Source organism: Flavobacterium sp. 90 (assembly GCF_004339525.1).
Taxonomy (GTDB): Bacteria; Bacteroidota; Bacteroidia; order Flavobacteriales; family Flavobacteriaceae; genus Flavobacterium.
The window spans coordinates 654,748-675,023 of record NZ_SMGE01000001.1 but is presented as its reverse complement, the minus strand read 5'-3'; the positions used below and the strand labels follow the sequence as shown (position 1 = coordinate 675,023).

Genomic DNA, 20,276 nt, shown 5'->3' with positions numbered 1-20,276 from the left:
AGGATAAAAAAAATAATAGATTTAAAGAAAGCGATATCATTCTTTTCCTATCAATATATATTGGCGATCCCAAATTGAATGTGTATCATTTATCAATTTTGGCCGCAATTGTAAGTTTGGGTTACAGGCAGGAGCAGACAAGGAGAATCAAAGTCAGCCTCAGTAAAATTATGGAATTGTCTCATGTAGGTAGACTGCCTATTTATTAAATGTACCCCGAATGTGCTACAAACTTGAGCGTCTACAAAAAATGAAAATGAGTATAAAATAAAAACCCTGCAAATCGTTTGATTTGCAGGGTTTGCTACTTTTTAGGCTTTGTTATAAAACTTGCTATTTTATACATTTAAACCTTCCGCGGAGAAAGAGGGATTCGAACCCCCGGACCTGTTACAGTCAACAGTTTTCAAGACTGCCGCATTCGACCGCTCTGCCATTTCTCCAGTATGTTGCAATCATTTTGTGATTGCGAGTGCAAAGATAGTATGTTTTTTTGATTGCAGAAATTTTTGTGATACTATTTTTAAATAAATAATATCTAAGTGAAAAGTAAGGAAACTTTTAGGAATCTAGAGCTTATGGTTCGAATACTTCTGTCACTTTAAGGAGACAACTATTATATACTTGTCTCTTTTTTTATACATAAATATGTAGATTTTTCAAGTCTTTACAACCTAACATTTTCGTACGCAAATTCAATAGTACGACTGAATAGATCCCATTTGATAAATAGTATGTTTTTGTCTTCTCCTGATGATTTCTTTTTGATTTCAGAAAATAATAGGTTCCATTCTGGTCTATTGATACTCTTTGCGCAGAAATCTTCGCAATAAATCGCTTTAACTTCGATATCATAATATTTACAATGCTTCAAGAGTCTATCCTCCTGTTCTGGCAAGGAGTAACCTTTTCTCTTTTGTTCGTCCTTACTTACACGAACGTATAAATAGGCTGACTTTATATAATTAATGTATTTGTTAAAATTATTGAATTAACTAAAAAAGCATTCGATGCAGTATTAAATAAAACGCTATTACCTTACTCTATATTTCACAAAATAACAATTGAAAATATTATGATCAGAAATTGTGCTTAACACAATCTTTTTAAAACAGGTATTTATACCTATATAGAGTTCCTATATAGTTGTATTTTTGATATGTAAAAATCTAAATTTCAAGATTATTGAAAAAAATATTTTTTATGATTACGGTTTTACGTAATAGAGAAAAATACTATTTAAATATATTTGTTTAAACACAATTATTAACTAACTACATAAAGTATGCTATTTTCAGAATATCAAAACCAAGCTAAAAATACTATCCAAGATTATGTGAAAGGAAAAGACGTTAATAATATAGTCCCGTTTTTGGGACTTATTGGTGAAGCTGGATCTGTTATTACAGAATTGAAAAAGAATTTAAGAGATGGGAACGCTTATATAAACTACACAAATAAGCTAAAAGAAGAACTGGGCGACGTTCTTTGGTATATATCTACAATAGCTACTGAAAATAATCTAAATCTAGAAGAAATAGCAAAAGAGAATCTAAAAAAAATAAAAGACCGCTTTGATTCAGAACAGCCCGAAAACTTTATAGTTTATGATGAAAAATACCCTAAATCAGAACAATTTCCTAGAGAATTCGAAGTAGAATTTAAGATTGTTAATGAAGCAGGAAAGGAAAAAGTAAGGATTATTAATAATACTACTAAAAAGCAGTTAGGAGATGATATTACGGACAATTCACACAAGAAAGATGGATACAGATTTCACGATATATTTCATCTAGGCTATGTTGCCTATCTAGGGTGGTCCCCCGTGATAAGAAAATTAATGGAAATAAAAAGAAAAAGTGATAATGCTACAGATGAGGTGGAAGATGGTGCTAGAGCAGCTATCACAGAGGAATTAGTAAGTTTATATATTTATAATTACGCCGTAGATCATCAGTTATTTAAGTATAGTAACAATGTAGATACAGAAGTTTTAAAAACAATTAAAAAGCTAGTTAGCGGTATTGAAGTAGAGAACTGTACGCAAAAACAGTGGGAAACAGCAATTATAAATTCGTATAAGGTTTTTGATGAATTGAAGAATAATAAAGGAGGCCGAGTTCTAGTCAGCATTAAAAATAAAAAGCTAACTTATTTAGGTAAAAACTAATGTTCGAATTAAAAAGTGATAATGATAGAAAAAAAAAACAATCCTAAAAATGTCTCATTCTTAATAAAAAAAATAAAACCTAAACCCAGTGTTGTATACAATACTTATTGGGAATTCATCTCAAAGAGACAAGATATTTTTTTTAAGCGAATTAATAATACCGAATATCCTTGGTCAAATGATGATATTCTAAACAATTACAAATTTACTAATGTATACCGTGCTACAGATAGGGTAAGTCAATTTTTGATACGAGATATTATATACAAAGGTAGCCAGGACCCCGATGAATTATTTTTCCGTATTGTTTTATTCAAAATTTTTAATAGAATTTCTACATGGCAATTTCTTCAAGAAGAGTTAGGTGAAATCTCATTTAAAAATTATTCATTCAAGGCATATGATAAATTACTACTAGAAGTACTGAAAAATAAAGAACCTATATATTCTCCTGCTTACATAATGGCATCAGGAAAATCTGTTTTTGGAAAAGAAAGAAAGCATCAAAATCATTTATTACTAATAGAAAAGATGATAAATGATAAACTTCCTCATAAACTTCAACAATGTAAATCTATGAAAGACGTATATGAGCTATTATTATCTTATCCTACTGTAGGTGAGTTTTTAGCCTATCAGTATGCTATTGATCTCAATTATAGTAATCTCATTAATTTTAGTGAAATGGAATTTGTAAAAGCTGGACCAGGAGCAAAAGATGGTATTACCAAATGCTTTATAAGTCTTGGCGATTATAATTATGAAGATATTATAAAAATGGTGGCAGACAATCAAGAAATAGAATTTGAAAGATTAGGAGTAAAGTTTCAGAATTTAGGAGGCAGAAATCTGCAATTAATTGATTGTCAAAATGTTTTTTGTGAAGTAGATAAATATTCTAGAGTGTTTCATCCTGAAATACTGGGAGTTTCAAATCGAACACGTATAAAACAGAAATTTAAAATAGAGAAGAAAGAACAAATTAATTATTTCTTTCCTCCAAAATGGGAGATTAACAATCTAATTTAAAGTCTTATAAACTATGAGTACATCAAAAAATGTTTTTATAAGTCATCATCATAAAGATGATGATTCTGTTACAAATTTTACAAAGTTATTGGCTGGTAAAGAATATGGTATTAGAAATAGTTCTATAAGGGCTAATCCCAAAAATCAAGATAGGTTAGATAAAAAACAAATTCCTGAACAGACTTTGAAACGACTTTTGACAATGAAAATGCGTTGGGCAGGAACGGTTGTTGTATTAATTGGTTCGCAGACTCATTCGAGAGAATGGGTGAATTGGGAAATTGAACAAGCTGCTAAACTAGGAAAAAGAATTGTTGGTGTATTCATGCATGGGGGTAAAGATTCGGATATCCCTGAAAATCTGGAAAAATTTGGTGACGGTCTAGTTGGCTGGAATTCTGAAAAAATAATTGATGCTTTAGAAGGCAAAGATGTTGGGTGGTGTAGTTCAAATGGATCTCCTAGAGCCCCCGTGAATAATGTTAAAAGAATTGGTTGTCAATAATGAGTATTTATGCATACAAAATTACTCGTGATTATGGTTTTGCTCCAAATCCATTCGGAGAGTACTGTACATTAGCTTGTTGTAAACCTCATATAAGAAAAAAAGCAATTGTCGGAGATTGGATTATTGGAACAGGAGCTGTTGAAAATAAATTGCTAAATCATTTGATTTTTCTAATGAAAGTAACTGAAAAATTAACTTTTCAAGAATATTGGGAAGATGAGAGGTTCAGTTATAAAAAGCCTGTTTTGAATGGCAGCTTAAAACAAATACATGGAGATAATATTTATCACAATGAAAATGATGAGTGGATTCAGTTAGATTCTCATCATAGTTTATATGATGGAAAAATCAATGAAGGGAACCTTAAACAAGATATAAGCGGTGAATATGTTTTAATATCTAATTACTTTTTATATCTGGGAATGAATGCATGGAAAGTTCCAGATAAATATCTGGAGATTTGTCCTGGAACTCGTCACAGAGATTATATAACAATTAGAAATGAGCCATTAGCAGAAGATCTGATTAAGATGATAACAATTAAATACGATTTAGGAATAAATGGCACACCAATTCATTGGAAAGACTATCAACAGACAAAATTATTTTAGTTAAATGGCATTAAACCGATACTATTACCCAACAAAGTATGACTCCAGAAATAAGGTCTTGTCTTTGGGAATAAAATGTGTATTTATATCACATCAACAAAAAGATAAGGATGCAGCAAAAAAGATTGCAGATTATTTGATAAAGACGGGTATTGATGTTTATTTTGACGCTTATGACGGAGATTTGAGAATTCATCATCAATCTAATAACGCTAAAGCTGTTACTGACTCAATCAGAAAAGGGATAAACAATAGTTCTCATATGCTTGTATTAGTTTCTCCCAATACATTATATTCTAGTTGGGTGCCTTTTGAAATAGGTTACGGTTATGATAAAACAGAATTATTTGTGTTATGCCTAAAAGGAATTCCTAAAGGAGGATTGCCTGAGTATGCAAGGTCTGCTACTATTGTTAGAGATATTTATGATTTAAACAATCTGATTAGTAGAATCTCAAAAATTAATAAAGAAATCCTACTTGAAACAAAAATGATGAGTGATTACGGAAACTATACAAATCCCCTTTCGGGAGTAATGGATACTCTCATAAATGATCCATACAATTAATTTACGATAAAATATTATGGCTAAATGGGAAGATTATGTCATCACAAAAATATCCTTTAACGAAAAAGGAAATTCAATTGACAGAGTTATAGTCCACGATGATTTTGAAGAATATATAGGTGATGCAATGCTTAAAAATCGTCAGTGGCTGGTAGAACAAGTTAATAAAGGAAAAACTTTTTGCTGTGCCGAAAGAAAAATTGGAGGCTGGTCAAGAATTTGTTCATTTACTAAGAAAGCTGGTGCTGGATTTAATTGGAGTGCTAAGCTTCCAAAAGAAATAACAAAAAGAAAGACATTTATAAGTTATTATCATTTTGAAGATCAAGAGTATAAAGAGGAGTTTAAAAATTTATTTGGTGATTTGATTACTCATAAATCTGTCGAAGATGGAGATATAGATTCCGACAATTCGGATGGATACATTAAGCAGTTAATTCAAAAAGGTTACTTGGCAGACACAACTGTTTTGGTTGTTTTAATAGGTCTTAACACCAAACATCGGAAACATATTGACTGGGAAATATCTGGGGCATTGAATTATAAAGTTGGAGATAAATATTCTGGATTATTAGGCTTAATATTACCCAATCATCCTGATTTTGGTACAGATAAAGCTACTTATAGTTTGATGCCTGCTAGATTGGCTGACAATTTCAGATCAGAATATGCAGTTATAGGGGATTGGACAGATGACAGAACAAAAATGCAAGAATATATTGAACTAGCATTTGAAAAAAGAAATACACATTCAGATAATATAGATAATACTTTAAAACAAATGACAAAAGATACCAATGAATAATATTAAATATCCATTAAATATATATGTAGTTTGGCATCCTAATTTTGAAGCTGGAAAAAAAATTGCAGAAGAATTATATTCTACATTTTGTAGAGATTATCAAAATCCCTTATCAAGAGGAATCAATATTCCTGTTTATTTTCGATATGTAAAACTAGACGATAATAAACCTTTAGAAATAGCTTTATCCAATGCAGAAAAGAATGCTATCGTTTTACTTATAGATGAGGAATATATCTTGGATGAAGATTTTCGCTCATACACTGAAGAGCTTGCTAAAAAAATCGATGATAATAACAGAATACTTCCTATATCACTTTGTAATAAAGCTTATTCTATAGGCTGTGGTCTAAGTACTCTTCAATTTACTGATGGAACAAAATTTTTCAATAAAGATTTAAATCTTGAAGATAAAAAAGATTTAGAAAAGTCTATTAAAAAAATAAAAACAGAATTATTACACGACTGTTCTAGACTTATTTTAAATTTTCACCCAAAACAAAACGATAAAGAACATCATAGAATAGGTTCTCCTGTGAAATTGTTTTTAAGTCACGCTAAAAAAGATGGAGAAACTACTACAATCAAATTTAAAAAGTTCATTGAGGACAATCTTAAACTTGATGTTTTTTTTGACACTGTTGATATTGCAAATGGATATGATTTTGCGGAGCAATTTGAGCAAGAAATTAAACACTCAGCTCTAGTTGTCTTTCATACAGACGAATATTCTAACAGAGAATGGTGCCGACGTGAAATATTAATTGCAAAGAAACATAAATCTCCCATAGTTGTTGTGCATAATATCCTAATAGGTGAAAAAAGAGCATTTCCGTATTTAGGTAATATGCCAACAACAGTTATAGGTAAGAAAGAGATTATAGGGTTTTATAAAATTGTAAATTTGACATTATATCAAGTTCTAAATAACTTATATCAGAATAGACTTTTAGAAGGGTATTCTGATATAGGGTCGGATGATTATAACGAAATTAAAGTTATAACTTCTCCTCCTGAGTTGTTTAACTTTTTAGATATAAAGAAGTATAAGGAAGATCTAGGGGGTAAAAGATTAATTATCCTGTATCCTGATCCTCCATTAGGATTAGAAGAACTCAACATTTTAAATGAGCTAGATGAAGATGTAGAATTTACAACTCCTATTAATTTGAATTTATGAAAAAAAATAAAATAGATATTTCAGGTGTAGACTCCGATTTAATATTACAAGAAAAAAAACAAGCTAACAAATCAAAAATATTAAACACTAAAAAAATTGCCATTTCTGTATCAGTAAATGAAGATTTAGAAAAAATAGGATTTTCTGAACAACATTTGAATGATATTTCAATTGAAATTGCAAGGTATATTATTGCTAATGATGGAACAGCTTTATACGGTGGAGACTTAAGGGAAAATGGTTTTACTCAATATTTTTCAGAACTTTCGAACCAATATAAAAAGGCAAATGATAAAGACTTTAAGTTTGTTAACTATTTTGTATTTCCTAATACTAAACGTTTAACACGTGACGTTAGAATAGATTTTCATTCAAAACAAATTGAAATAAAAGAAATTTCAGCTCCGAAAACTATCTCTATCGATCAACGTAAAGAATATAATCCCTTCAATTCTACAGAAGATCGATATTCCTTTTGCGAATGTTTTAAAGAAATGAGGATTCAAATGGCAAAAGATTGTTCGGCTAGAATTTTAGTTGGAGGAAAAACAACAAATTATTTAGGATATGTACCTGGAGTTATTGAAGAGGCTCTTTACACTTTAAAAGAAGGTAAGCCTCTCTTTTTAGTCGGAGGATTTGGCGGAGCGACAGAAAGGTTAATAAGGCTAATTAAAGGTGAGGTTATTGAAGATTTAACTAATGAATTTCAATACAATACTGAATTTCTACTAGAATTTAAAAATTATGTCAATTCTAAATGTGACTACACAGACTTTGAAATATTAAAAGCAGAATTGTCAAAATTCGATGTACAGAAAATTTCAGAACTCAATGGACTTAGTATTGAAGAAAACGAGATATTATTTTCAAGCAAAAATATTCATCAAATATTATACTTATTAGTGAAAGGCTTAAAAAAACTTTAGACTCAAAATTAAAACGAGAATGATAAAGTTTGAAATTACAAATGACTGACTATTTACTCAACTTCTTCAAGTCATTTAAAAGACTTCAGTAGAAAGTGATTAGACATTAGTATTACCCTTCAATAATATTTAATTTAAATCAATAATGAAAAACAAAGATTTGTTTATAAGTCATGCTTCAGAAGATAAAGATGACTTTGTTCGTCCATTGGCTAACTTATTAAATCAATACGGTTTAAAGGTTTGGTACGATGAATTCGAATTAAAAATTGGAACCAGCTTAAGTCGAAGCATTGATAAGGGTATTTCTAATTCAAATTATGGACTAATAGTTCTTTCAAAATCTTTCTTTAGTAAAAACTGGACCGAATACGAATTAAAAAGTTTGAACTCTTATGAAATTGAAAATGGGGATATTCTTCTTCCGGTTTGGAAAGATGTAACAGTTAAAGAAGTTAGAGACTTTAGCCCATATTTAGCTGATAAATTTGCTCTAACAACAAAAAATACTATCGAAGACATAGCATTGAAAATTATAGAAAATTGTAACCCAAAATTATTTTCAGAAATACATTATAAAATCAGAATTAATGAAATACTTAAAACTGCTAAAGTAGAAAAAAAAATTGCCAGTGAATTGAAAGCTGCTCCAATAAGGCACTTAAAATTAAATGAAAACTTAATTTCTAGAATCAGGTTAATACGTTCTTCATTGTTGCTATGTTACCCTCACTCAATGGCATTTTGGCTAGATGGTTTTCAAAGAGATTTGAATATAGAAAATGAGGTAAGATATTGGGAACATATATCTAGTTGCTTTCTAGAAATTATTGTTGACCCTGAAATGTTCAAATTATATAAACGAGAAAGAGAAAATTTTTATAAAGATGTATTTCAATTATTATTTTTAATTAATAATTCAGATTTTTCGCAGAATAGTTTTTTAGAGAATTTTGATTCAGAGTTTATAGAAAAAGCTTCAGATATTTTCTCACATAATATTCCCATTTACGATTTTGACGAAGAATTGCCATTTAAAGAAAACTATTGAAAAAACTTCAAAAATGAGAAATAAATCAATTTTTTGCGTCAGTAGAATAACAAATCAATAACCCAATTATGTCTACACTGTAGACACAATTGAAATTAAAGAATAATTAATTGGGAGATAAAGCAATTTTTATGCTTCAAATGGCGTATGCGTTTTTGAACCTGAGCATATGATGTACTGTCTTTGCTAAGGTTTAAGTATTTGAAAATGTATGAAGCCACCATGCTACCACAAAGTTAAAACTGTTGAAAATCAGTGAAATTACGTCTTAACTTCTATTGCAAAACTGTAGCAATTCCAGTATTATTATGACGCTTATTTGGGAATTTTATTTATTTTTCTAATTGCGTCCGCACTGCAGACGCAATTAGAAAAGTTTAGGAAGAATAGATTTATACAATTTGAAGATTGCTGTTGAATATACATGTCATTGTTTTTTCGAGCTGAAACTTATATTCTTCATCTGCAAACAGAAAGTCTCTGTCTAGCTGATATCTCTCAACAGTGTTGAGAGATTTGGATAATCTTTATTCAGTAAAAAAAACTAAAAGGAATATAACTTTTTTGTTCATGTGAATTGTGTCCGCGCTGCGGACACAATTCACATGTTTTTTTGTAGGGTTCATTTCGGTTTATTTATATGTCCAACAAATAATCCCTTGATTCTCGTTTTAAATTTGATTAAAGTTTCAAAAGAGGTTCCAAATTCAGGAACCCCTTTCCTAAAAAAATATCACTTAAATTTAGATTTAAGTTTCTCCATATCTTCCATTATATTAACATCCAAAACCTTTGCATAATGCTGCGTCTGTTTAGTGTTGGTATGACCCATCATCTCAGATACATTTTCTAGTCTTACTCCGTTTCCTAAAGTTACGGTGGTAGCGAAAGTATATCTGGCAACATACCATGTAAGATGTTTGTTTATGCTGCAGACATCGACGATTTCTTTAAGATAAGCATTCATTTTCTGATTGGATATTTTCGGGATAAGACCTTTCTGCTGGTTTTTATATTTAGAAATAATTTTCTCAACGGTTGGCAGTATCGGAACATTAGCTCTTATAGCGGTTTTGGCTCTGCTGGTAATAATCCATAAATTTCCTGTCGAATCTTCTGATAAATTTCTTTCGGTCAGCTCCAAGGCATCGACAGGGGCGTAGCCAGTATAGCAGCTAAAAAGAAATATATCCGTGACCTTTTCAAGACGGGGAGTTGAGAATATTTTATTCTCGATTGTATTCAGTTCCAGCTGAGTTAGGAAGACTGCATCTTTTACGCTTAGCCTTCCGTCATAAATATTGAATGGGTTTTTTATGATCAAATCCATTTTAATGGCGTAATTGCAGGCAGTTTTATACATTTTCATATATTTTACCACCGAATTGTTTTTAATAACTGTCCGCTCTTTAAAACTGCTCTCATATTTAAGGTACTGTTCCAGTTTAAAGACAAACGAGCTTGATAGCTCAGATGCAGGTATATCTTCCTTTTTATAGTCACTATTGATGAAATCCAAAAGTAAATCTTTTACTCTTTTATACTTCTGCAGTGAAGCGGGTGCTCGCTCTCCAGTATTTACTCTTTTGGTGAAGAATATAATATGTTGTATGTATCCATAATCTCAATTATGGTCGGACCTTGAGGCTGGCCGATTTTGACTTTTCCTGTAAGTTCAGCTTTTAGCAATTCCAGATCAACGTCAGGATCAATTCGGAAAAGTTCTGTAAACTTCTTTTCGGCATTAAGCTGCATGAGATCAAGAGAGCTTTTTATTACCTTTTCTTTTTCCGCCTTAAGTGTATTTTTCAGATGGTTTGTCTGGATCCATTTTTCTTTCGAGATATATTTTCCCGAGGCGATTGTGATTGTTTTGTTTTTATAAGAAAGTCTTAGGATAATAGAGCTTTCTCCGTCGCGATTAACTCTGCCAGATTTTAGCAGAAAAATTGTTTTTAACATGTTATCTAGTTTTAAAATTAATAATCAAATTGAATTAATAATTTTAAGAGAGTCCATTAACAGCAGGGAATTCCCGGGGAATTCTTTTGTTTTAGTGGTCCAATTTTGAGAAAAACGATCTCAAAAAAAGTGGGTCACTAATTGTGCCACCATTCTTTGATAAAACATGTGCTTTTTGAAAAGTGTGTAAAAACGAAAAAGCCTTTAAACACTAGTGTTTAAAGGCTTTTGACTTTTAAAGTTTCTTTTGAAACTTCTACTGGCGGAGAAAGAGGTTCCGCTGGTTTTATGTCAATCCCAGTAAATACAAGGGGTTACGATATACTATTTAAGTAAGGGTCACCTATAGGGTCACCTAACTTCAGCGTATTTAAATTATTATATTGTAAAGATAAGTAATATCGGTTTACACTTGTAATTTAGATGCTCGTTTTTTTTAATATGAAGCATTCTACAGATTAGTCTATAGCCCTCGATTGAAGAAATCAGTTCAAAGATTGTCTAAAATCTAATGGAGACATTCTTGCTTATTTTTTGAAAAGCCTTGTAAATCTTGTGGTATTTTTAAGACCCAAATGATAAGCAATATCTTCTATTTCATTGACTGTGATAATCAATCGTTTTTTAGTTTCTGAAACCACTCTTACTAAAGTAAAATTAGCTGAGCAATTTACTCTTAGCCTAATGATTCTTTTAGACTGAAAAAGAATGGTCAATTTATCCATTTTCCAGTCATTTTTGCTGGCATAGGATCTGATTTTTATAGCAGCGGAATAAAAATCTCAAAAGTAGTTCCTTGGTTTAAAATGCCTTTTGCAGTTATAATTCCGTTATGGTTGTCAATAATTTTCTTTACGATTGCAAGTCCTATTCCGGTACCTGCATATTGATCACGGTGATGTAATCTTTTAAACATTACAAATATCAAGTCATTGAATTCAGTTTCAAATCCAATTCCGTTGTCTTTAAAACTTAGATTCCAATAATTACAATTTAACAGCTTTGAACTCAGGCCATCCAATTTAGAGTTAGTATGGTTTAGGATAGTGGCTTGAATGCTAATGTGTGGAGCCAGATCAGGACGTGAAAATTTAAGAGCATTACTTATTAAGTTATAAATAAGCTGTCGAAATTGGAATGTTATAATATTTACGGGTACAAGTTCAATAATATCAATTGTTGCCTTTTTTTGTTTAATACTATCTTTTAAATCTGATTTTACATCTTCAATTATGATTTTCAAATCATTCATTTCGTAATTTTGTGCCGTATTCCCTACACGTGAAAAAGCCAGTAAATCCTCTATTAGCTGTCTCATTCTGGTAGCCGATACCTGTATGCGTTCCATATTATTCTTACCGGCTTCACTCATGTTTTCTGCTTCATTTTCCATAATTCTGGAAATAAAGGTTTGAATTTTACGCAGCGGTTCCTGAAGGTCATGACTGGAAATAAAATTAAAGGCAAGCAATTCTTTGTTTGCATTTAGTAGTTCAATAGCCCTTTTTTCTTTTTCGTTATTTTGAAATTTAAGTTCTTCGTTTGCTATAATCAATGCGGCAGTCTGTGTTTTTAGTTTCTCCAGAATTTCTTTTTTTTCCAGGCTATCTTGAGCTTCTTTGATTCCCCGAACCACTTTTTGTGGTAAAGTCATCAGGTTGCTCTTAGAAGCAAAATCAGTCACTCCATCTTTTAAAAGTTGTACTGCATTTTCTTCGCCAATAGTTCCGGAAACTATAATAAAAGGGGTATTAAGTTTTTTGATTTTGACCAGGCCAAAGGCTGAAACGGCATCGAATGTTGGTAAGGAATAGTCCGATAAAATGATGTCCGGGGAGAAATTTTCAAGTTCCTTTTCAAACATTTTCCGTGTTTCAACAGTTTTCGATAAAAAGTTCATCCCTGACTTGTAGAGCTGTCGCAGTATTAAATCTGCATCCGAGCTATTATCCTCAAGTATTAAAATCTTAATTTGTTCCTTCATTTTTATTGAGCAATTATAAGTGAGAAGATGAGAAACAGCCAATCAAGCGGAATCTTATAGAGAAGGCTGGCTTAGGATCATCCAGTACATGCCCATTTCCTTAATAGCATTGAAAAAATTATTACTGTCCACCGGTTTTACGATATAACTGTTGGCTCCCAGATCATAACATTTGGCAATATCCGGATCTTCCTGAGAAGAGGTAAGGATCACCGCCGGGATTGATTTGAAATCAGGGTCACTCTTAATTTTTTCAAGTACCTGCATACCAGATATTTTGGGCATCTTAAGATCTAATAGAAATAGTTTTGGGTGTGTTTTAGGATTTCTATCGGCATAAATGCCACGGCAATAGATAAAGTCAAGTGCTTCAGCACCGTCTTTTACATGAAGCAGTTTGTTTGTAAAACCACTTTTGGTTAATGCCCGTATGGTCAGTAAAGCATCATCCATACTATCTTCTGCAAATAAAATTTCAATGTCGTCGTAATTCATTTTTTTTGTTTTAAATATTAATAATAGGAAGGCTGAAGTAAAAAGTTGCTCCCTGATCTAATTCTGACTCTGCCCATACCGTTCCATGATGACGGTTTATGATTTTTTGTACTATTGCCAGACCAATGCCCGTTCCGTCAAATTCTTCCTGTGAATGCAGGCGCTGAAAGACACCAAAGAGTTTATCATAATATTCCATGTCAAAACCTGCACCGAAGTCTTTTACACAGTACACGATATTATCCTCTTTAGGAAAAGAAGTAATTTTAATTCGGATTTCCGGTTTATATTGAGAATATTTAATGGCATTGGAAATAAGATTAATCCATACTTGTTTTATCAGTGCCGGATCTCCGTTGGCATACGCAATGGATTCAATCTCGAATACTGGAATTTTGCTGCTATTGTCAACCCCAATTTCACTAATGACTCCATTAAGTAAAGAGGCCATATTGATGGTTTCAGTACTTACCTGTTTACGCCCCAATTTACTAAAAGCCAGCAGGTCATCAATTAGCAGTCCCATCTTTCTGGAATTATGTATAACAGACTGAAGTACTCTTTGACCATCGTCATCAATATTGGTCGCGTGATCTTCCAGTAAGATTTGCGTATAGCCATTAATAGCCCTGATAGGGGCTCTTAAATCATGAGAAACTGAGTAGGAGAAAGCTTCCAACTCTTCCTGTGCTTTTTTGAGTTCGCTGTTGGCCAGAAAAAGTTCTTTACCTCTTTTTTCCTGATAGGCTAATTCTCTGTTAGTAACAATAAGTGCCGCAGCAGCCTTTTCTTTTTCAGCTTTTCTTTTCTCTTTTTGGATGGTCTCCAATGCTAATTTTTTATTAGCTATAATAAGTTCAGCAGCACGCTTTTCTTTTTCCTTACTTTGAAATGCAAGTTCTTTATTGGCGATAATAAGTTCTGCGGCGCGCTTTTCTTTTTCAGTATTTTGAAAGGCCAGCTCTTTATTGGCGATTATGAGTTCGGAGGCACGATTTTCTTTTTCTTTAGCCTGTAGAGCCAATTCAAGGAATTGTGTCTTTGCCAATGTTACATCCGTGGCAAGTTTTAATATTTTGTATGGTTTTCCGGCAATGTCCAAAATGGGATTGTAGCTTCCAAGAAGCCATACGATTTGGCCCTGTTTTCCAATTCGTTTAAATTCATCTTTTTGATAGATTCCTCTCTTTAAATCGTTCCAGAAAAGTTTGTAATCCGAAGATGCAGCATACACTTTATCTACAAAAAGACTATGGTGTTTTCCTTTCAGATCATTGATCGTGTATCCCATAATTTCAAGGAAATTTTCATTGGCATTTAAAATATTGCCCTCAAGATCAAATTCTATGGAAGCATTCGAAACGGCAATGGCATGGATATGATTGCTTAGTTGCTGCTCTTTGGCTCTGAGCTGCTCGTTTAAAATGTGCAGTTCATCAGCACGTTTTTCTTTTTCTTTATTTTGAAAAGCTAATTCTTTATTGGCAATAATAAGTTCCGATGCGCGATTTTCCTTTTCTGCGTTTTGATAGATAAGTTCCTTATTGGCAATGATGAGTTCGGCTGCACGTTTTTCTTTTTCTTTATTTTGAAACGCCAGCTCTTTATTGGCAATAACGAGTTCTGATGCTCGGTTTTCCTTTTCACTATTTTGATAGATCAGTTCCTTATTTGCGATAATGAGTTCATCTGCCCGATTTTCTTTTTCAGAATTTTGATAGATAAGTTCCTCATTGGCAATAAGGAGTTCATCAGCCCTTTTTTCTTTCTCATCTTTTTGATAATCAAGTTCTATATTGGCTATGATTAATTCAGCAGCTCTTTTCTGTTTTTCAACATGCTGGAAAAGCAGTTCTTTTTTAGCGATGTTCAGCTCCTTAGCATATTGATCTTCTTTTTGGGAATCAATGTGTTTTGTTTTGTTGACACCAGTAAGTTCTTTTCCCTCTTTTTTTTCTGCGTTGCTCATGTAAAGCGGATTTGTATTAGAAAATACTGGCAGTAATTTGCTGGAAAAGCACCGATATTTTAGTTGTAATTAAACCTTGATATTCAATAATGATAATGTTTACCTTAACATATAATATACCCAGGAAGTATATTGAGGCAGCTTGGCGAATGTAATGAATATTACTCAATAAAATACCTGATTTATCCTGTAAACGTATAGATAATACAAAGGTTATGATAATAGAACAGATCTTCGGGCTATGTTGAGATTTAAATCTAGTGTATAGCAAACTCAAATTAGATCTGGTTCTGGGTCAATGAGATAGTTTTTTTAAATACTGCCAACTCCTGTTTTTTAATACCTTACATTTGATGATCTAAACCAGAATGAAAAGATGAATGAAAATATTAAAATTTTATTGGCAGAGGATGACAAGGATGATAGACAATTTTTTGCTGACGCTGTCACCGAGCTGCATTTTAAAATTTCAGTCGAGTTTTTTAAAAATGGCAGTGAACTTTTAAAACGGCTTTATAATACAGATCTTGATTCACCAGACATTGTTTTTCTGGATCTTAATATGCCTGTACTCTCGGGTTTTGAAACCTTACAGCAAATCCGTAAAAATATTAATTTTAATAATATACCTGTAGTCGCGATTTATTCTACACCTGCAAATGAAGATGGCATTATAAGTACTTTTGGATTGGGAGCAAATGCCTATATTGTGAAGCCCATAACTTTTAAGGATTTGAAATCATTGTTGCATAAAGTAATAGAAATGTATAGGAAAGAAGAATTTAAGCTGCCTGTACTGGAATCTTTTATTATTTCTGTTTAAAAATAAGTAACATAGCAATTTAATGATAGTTATATTTTTTACCTTTTCTATTATTAATGTCCTTTTCAAGATGAAAAAAGCTAAAATTAAGATCTTGATCTTCGCGAAGTACGCCATTGATATCGCTTAAAAGCGTACTGGATGATTTACGGAAACCCATATTATCTTCAAAGGCAATGATGGTTAAAGAATGTATCTCTTTAGTTTCCAACTTCAATTTTGGTATTATTGGCAGGGACAAGAGGGTGGTATCTATGGAAATTATGAATCAGCCACAAGTTTTAGAGGTATTAATAATATTTGGTAATGAAAGGTCAATTATTTTGGACTCAGATTCAGATGATTGTATTATAAGCATAATGGGTCTGACAAATATAATTTCTACAAGTTTTATAAATTGATTTTAAGTCTGATTTACTATCAGGCAATATATTATATCATAACTTGGTTTTCTTAGAGATTACTTTTTTTGTATTTCTCCATTAGCTTATACATGTCTTCTTTATTGGATAATACCAAGTAAAAAGGGAGAGAAAATAACTAAAAATATAACTTCTTTATTTCAGGTATTACCTATTTCAAAGATAGTTGAGGGATTTGTAATTCTTAAAGATAACAAAAAAGTCCCACCGAAGCAGGACTAAAGATTTTCATCTACGGCATATAGCCTTATTGTGATAAGATTAAAGATTAGAAATTTTAATCAGTCACAAATATATAGAAAAAGTATTATGGTAGAAAAAGGAAAACCGTAATTGTCTTAATTTTTTTTATAGTAAATTCCGTGCAGATTAAATTTAAGAAATATGGCAAAGATTTTAGGATTAGATTTAGGAACTAACTCGATAGGTTGGGCATTAATTGACGATAAATTAAATAAAATTTTAGGGATTGGAAGTAGAATTTTTCCAATGGGGGTTGAGAATCTTGGTGATGGCGATAACGAGATATCTAAGAATGCAAGTCGAACAGGAGCAAGAGGAGTTCGACGTCAGTTTTTTAGACGAAAGCTAAGAAAGAAAGTATTACTAAAATCACTTTCAGAAAACAATATGTGTCCAATAAACACCAAAGATTTTGAAGATTGGAAACAAACTAAACAATTCCCTTCTGAAAAATTAGCAACTTGGTTTGCTATGAATCCTTATGAATTGCGTCAAAAAGCATTGAAGGAGAAATTATCTTTAGAAGAAATAGGTCGGATTTTTTATCATTTAATTCAAAGACGAGGATTTTTAAGTAATAGTAGAAAAGGAGGAAGCGATGATGGAGCTATTTTTAAAGGAAATGCTAAAGAAGGAAAAATAGGAATTGATGATACTTTAGAAAGTATTGAAGGAAAAACATTAGGGTCATATTTATATGAGATTTATCCAAAAGAAAATCAACCTTTTCAAGATGGACTAGAAAGAATCAGAAACAGATATACTACTCGTAAAATGTATATTGACGAATTTGAACTGATTTGGGAGAAACAGTCAGAATTTCATTCGGTTTTGAATTATGATTTAAAAACCATTTTTGGAGGTAGAAAACAAGATAATTACACAGAAGACGGTATTTTATTTCATCAAAGACCTTTGCGCTCTCAAAAGCATTTAGTTGGAAACTGTTCTTTTGAACCATCAAAAACTAAATGCCCTATAAGTGCTATTCCTGTAGAAATGTTTAGAATTTGGCAATGGGTTAATACAGTTGAATATAATGGGAAGAAAATCTCTGAAGAAGAAAAAGCTAAATTAGTTGAGCAATTGCTTTCATTTGATAAAATTGAATTTAAAAAACTACGAAAAGCCATCGGGAAAGAAAGTGCAGAATTCAAGTTTAATTATAAAGACGACGATAAAATAGTTGGAACACATACCATTTCTAACTTATCCAATAAAAAGTTTTTTGGTAAAAAATGGTTTGATTTTTCAGATAAAGAGCAAGAAGATATTTGGCATGTCCTGTATTTTTTTGATAGTAAATCAAACCTAAAAGAATATGCCATTAAGAATTGGGAATTTACAGAAGAACAAGCAATTGCTATTTCAAAATTTAATGTAAAAGATGGCTATGCCAGTTTGAGCCGAAAATCTATTGGAAATATTTTGCCTTTTCTAAAGCAAGGATATACGTATGATGTTGCAGTAGTCATGGGTGGAATTAAAAACAGTTTTAGCAATAAATGGCAGAATGATACAGTAGAAAACAATCAAAAACAATTAGATTTAGTTGATAATGTTGAAGCAATTATTAGATCTAAAATTTCGGGTGGATTTATAGATACAATTAAAGATTTACTTCGAAAAGAATTTCAATTTAATGAGAAACAATTAAAGAAGCTTTACCATCATTCTGCAACAATTGATTCTTTAATATTATTAGAAAAACTACCAACAGGGAAACAGGCAGACAAGGATATTCAAGGTATTAGAAATCCAATTGTAATTACAGCTTTATTTGAATTACGAAAATTGGTCAATGAATTAATCGAAGAGCACGGGCAATTGGATGAAATAAAAGTAGAAATGGCTCGTGACCTGAAAATATCCAAGTCGCAACGAAATAAAATCCGCAGAGATCAAAAACGATTGGAGCGAGAAAATGACAGAGTAAAAAAGGAAGTAGAAAAGTACGTAAGAGTTTCTCATGATAACATTCTAAGATTTAAGCTTTGGGAGGAGTGCAAGCAGACCTGTCCTTATACGGGTGTTGTAATTCCAGTTACCAAACTTTTTACGGGAGAAATACAAATAGAGCATATTCATCCCTGGAGTCGTTCGCTAAACGATAGTTTCAATAATAAAACATTGTGTTATGCAGATGAAAATAGACGAAAAGGAGACAAAACACCTTTTGAATTTTATGGAAATGATGAATTGGATTGGATTTCCAGAAAAGAACGAGCTTTAAAATTGTTTTCTGATACTAAGGAATATCCAAATGCCTATCAAAAATTCAAGCGATTTGTACAGCAAAAATTTGACGATGATTTTTCTTCAAGACAATTAAATGATACCCGGTTTATAAGTAAAGAAGCGTCATCTTATTTAACACAAATATGTAAAAAAGTAAATGTTTCTCCAGGTCAAATGACAGCCAACTTACGTCAAAAATGGGGTTTGAATACGGTTTTGAATGATGAAAATGCTAAAACGCGAGAAGATCATCGTCATCATGCCATTGATGCTTTGGTTATGGCTTGTGGGAAGACAAATTATTTACAGGAATTATCAAAATGGAATCGTTATAATAGAAACTACGATTTAAAAGATTTTCCGATGCCTTGGGAAACTTTCCGATTTGATGCTGAAAAAGCGGTCGATAAAATATTGATTTCTCATAAACGTATTTCTAATGATATAACGATTCGATATACTAAAGTAGAGAAAAATGGAAAAACATATATAAATAAAGGAGTTGCAGCACGAGGGCAATTGCATAAGGAAACTGTTTTTGGTAAACGAAATTTTAATGGGGATGAAGCATTTCATGTTAGGAAATCAATTGATAGTTTAACAACCGAGAAACAATTAGAAAAAGTGGTTGATGAAGTTATTAGGAAATTAATTCATAAAAGGATTCAGGAACTTGGTGGATTCGTAAAAGGTGCTATTCCTGCTAACACTTTTTTCATTGTTGATGAAAGCGGAGTCAAACAACCACAAATTTTCTTGCCAAATAAAAACGGTAATCCAGTTCCAATTTTGAAAGTCAGAATGAAAGAAAATATTAGTGGAGCTGAAAAATTAAAAGACAATGTAAATCAATGGGTGAATCCAAGAAATAATCATCACGTACTCATTTATAAAGATGAAAAGGGAAATTTAAAAGAAGAAGTGGTTACATTTTGGACCGTTGTAGAAAGAAAAAGAAAAGGATTTCCAACTTATCAATTGCCAGCAGATGGAAGTAAAATAATTGCCACTTTGCATATTAATGATATGTTTTTATTGGGGTTAAATGAAGATGAGATAAACTGGGTAATTCCCGATTATGAAATTTTAAGAGACAGTTTGTACAGGGTGCAAAAATTAACTTCTGGCGATTATTTTTTTAGAAAGCATAAATCTTCAACAATAACGGATGATGATTACAAACAAATAAGAGGTTTTGGAGAAGGAAAAACAGGATGGTTTACGTTTAATCCGATAAAAGTAAAGATTTCAGTTTCAGGAAAAATTTTCAAAATGTAATTTCATTTCGA

Annotated in this window: 19 protein-coding genes and 1 tRNA gene; 11 read left to right on the top strand and 9 right to left on the bottom strand. The window is 31.6% G+C overall.

Features of this window, described 5'->3' with window-relative positions; genetic code table 11:
* Positions 1-358: 358 nt before the first annotated feature.
* Positions 359-443, bottom strand: a tRNA-Ser gene (locus C8C83_RS02865).
* A gap of 224 nt (positions 444-667) precedes the next feature.
* Positions 668-961 carry a recombinase family protein gene (locus tag C8C83_RS02860; protein ID WP_121326347.1) on the bottom strand — a complete coding sequence of 98 codons (294 nt, stop codon included), beginning with the start codon at positions 959-961 and terminating at the stop codon, positions 668-670.
* A 324-nt stretch (positions 962-1,285) separates the two neighbouring features.
* Between C8C83_RS02860 and C8C83_RS02855 the strand changes: the two genes are divergently transcribed.
* The 9 genes from C8C83_RS02855 to C8C83_RS02815 all read left to right on the top strand — a co-directional run bounded on the left by C8C83_RS02855 (position 1,286) and on the right by C8C83_RS02815 (position 8,851).
* Positions 1,286-2,170 (top strand): nucleoside triphosphate pyrophosphohydrolase family protein, encoded by an 885-nt coding sequence (locus tag C8C83_RS02855; protein WP_121326346.1) that lies wholly within the window; start codon positions 1,286-1,288, stop codon positions 2,168-2,170.
* A 21-nt stretch (positions 2,171-2,191) separates the two neighbouring features.
* Positions 2,192-3,199, top strand: coding sequence for a nucleotide kinase domain-containing protein (locus tag C8C83_RS02850; protein WP_121326345.1), 1,008 nt, complete (start codon positions 2,192-2,194; stop codon positions 3,197-3,199).
* A gap of 13 nt (positions 3,200-3,212) precedes the next feature.
* On the top strand, positions 3,213-3,704 hold the full coding sequence (locus tag C8C83_RS02845) for a TIR domain-containing protein (RefSeq protein WP_121326344.1): 492 nt from the start codon (positions 3,213-3,215) through the stop codon (positions 3,702-3,704).
* Positions 3,704-4,318, top strand: a complete 615-nt coding sequence (locus C8C83_RS02840) for a hypothetical protein (RefSeq protein WP_121326343.1) — start codon at positions 3,704-3,706, stop codon at positions 4,316-4,318. Before C8C83_RS02845 ends, C8C83_RS02840 begins: the two co-directional genes overlap by 1 nt.
* 4 nt (positions 4,319-4,322) lie before the next feature.
* Complete coding sequence (locus tag C8C83_RS02835; RefSeq protein WP_121326342.1) at positions 4,323-4,886, top strand: toll/interleukin-1 receptor domain-containing protein; 564 nt, start codon at positions 4,323-4,325, stop codon at positions 4,884-4,886.
* A gap of 16 nt (positions 4,887-4,902) precedes the next feature.
* Complete coding sequence (locus tag C8C83_RS02830; protein WP_121326341.1) at positions 4,903-5,691, top strand: TIR domain-containing protein; 789 nt, start codon at positions 4,903-4,905, stop codon at positions 5,689-5,691.
* Complete coding sequence (locus tag C8C83_RS02825; RefSeq protein WP_121326340.1) at positions 5,684-6,871, top strand: toll/interleukin-1 receptor domain-containing protein; 1,188 nt, start codon at positions 5,684-5,686, stop codon at positions 6,869-6,871. Before C8C83_RS02830 ends, C8C83_RS02825 begins: the two co-directional genes overlap by 8 nt.
* Positions 6,868-7,800 carry a hypothetical protein gene (locus C8C83_RS02820; protein ID WP_158598131.1) on the top strand — a complete coding sequence of 311 codons (933 nt, stop codon included), beginning with the start codon at positions 6,868-6,870 and terminating at the stop codon, positions 7,798-7,800. The genes C8C83_RS02825 and C8C83_RS02820 overlap by 4 nt, the downstream gene beginning before the upstream one ends.
* A gap of 145 nt (positions 7,801-7,945) precedes the next feature.
* Positions 7,946-8,851 (top strand): toll/interleukin-1 receptor domain-containing protein, encoded by a 906-nt coding sequence (locus tag C8C83_RS02815; protein ID WP_121326339.1) that lies wholly within the window; start codon positions 7,946-7,948, stop codon positions 8,849-8,851.
* A 733-nt stretch (positions 8,852-9,584) separates the two neighbouring features.
* On the opposite strand, the gene C8C83_RS02810 is transcribed toward C8C83_RS02815, so the two are convergent.
* The 6 genes from C8C83_RS02810 to C8C83_RS27180 all read right to left on the bottom strand — a co-directional run bounded on the left by C8C83_RS02810 (position 9,585) and on the right by C8C83_RS27180 (position 15,261).
* Positions 9,585-10,403, bottom strand: coding sequence for a site-specific integrase (locus C8C83_RS02810; protein WP_233566131.1), 819 nt, complete (start codon positions 10,401-10,403; stop codon positions 9,585-9,587).
* Between the two features lie 26 nt (positions 10,404-10,429).
* Complete coding sequence (locus C8C83_RS27355) at positions 10,430-10,813, bottom strand: hypothetical protein (RefSeq protein WP_233565986.1); 384 nt, start codon at positions 10,811-10,813, stop codon at positions 10,430-10,432.
* 527 nt (positions 10,814-11,340) lie between these two features.
* On the bottom strand, positions 11,341-11,538 hold the full coding sequence (locus tag C8C83_RS02805; protein ID WP_132011649.1) for a hypothetical protein: 198 nt from the start codon (positions 11,536-11,538) through the stop codon (positions 11,341-11,343).
* Positions 11,539-11,573: 35 nt separating this feature from the next.
* Positions 11,574-12,797 (bottom strand): hybrid sensor histidine kinase/response regulator, encoded by a 1,224-nt coding sequence (locus C8C83_RS02800; RefSeq protein ID WP_121326338.1) that lies wholly within the window; start codon positions 12,795-12,797, stop codon positions 11,574-11,576.
* A gap of 54 nt (positions 12,798-12,851) precedes the next feature.
* Positions 12,852-13,292, bottom strand: coding sequence for a response regulator (locus C8C83_RS02795; RefSeq protein WP_121326337.1), 441 nt, complete (start codon positions 13,290-13,292; stop codon positions 12,852-12,854).
* A gap of 10 nt (positions 13,293-13,302) precedes the next feature.
* Positions 13,303-15,261: an ATP-binding protein gene (locus tag C8C83_RS27180; protein ID WP_158598130.1), complete on the bottom strand. Its 1,959-nt coding sequence runs from the start codon at positions 15,259-15,261 to the stop codon at positions 13,303-13,305.
* 376 nt (positions 15,262-15,637) lie between these two features.
* Between C8C83_RS27180 and C8C83_RS02780 the strand changes: the two genes are divergently transcribed.
* Positions 15,638-16,084 carry a response regulator gene (locus C8C83_RS02780; RefSeq protein ID WP_121326336.1) on the top strand — a complete coding sequence of 149 codons (447 nt, stop codon included), beginning with the start codon at positions 15,638-15,640 and terminating at the stop codon, positions 16,082-16,084.
* A 19-nt stretch (positions 16,085-16,103) separates the two neighbouring features.
* On the opposite strand, the gene C8C83_RS02775 is transcribed toward C8C83_RS02780, so the two are convergent.
* Positions 16,104-16,295, bottom strand: a complete 192-nt coding sequence (locus C8C83_RS02775) for a hypothetical protein (protein WP_132011648.1) — start codon at positions 16,293-16,295, stop codon at positions 16,104-16,106.
* A 595-nt stretch (positions 16,296-16,890) separates the two neighbouring features.
* Here C8C83_RS02775 and cas9 point away from each other — a divergent pair.
* Positions 16,891-20,265 (top strand): type II CRISPR RNA-guided endonuclease Cas9, encoded by a 3,375-nt coding sequence (gene cas9, locus C8C83_RS02770; protein ID WP_121326334.1) that lies wholly within the window; start codon positions 16,891-16,893, stop codon positions 20,263-20,265.
* Positions 20,266-20,276 lie beyond the last annotated feature (11 nt).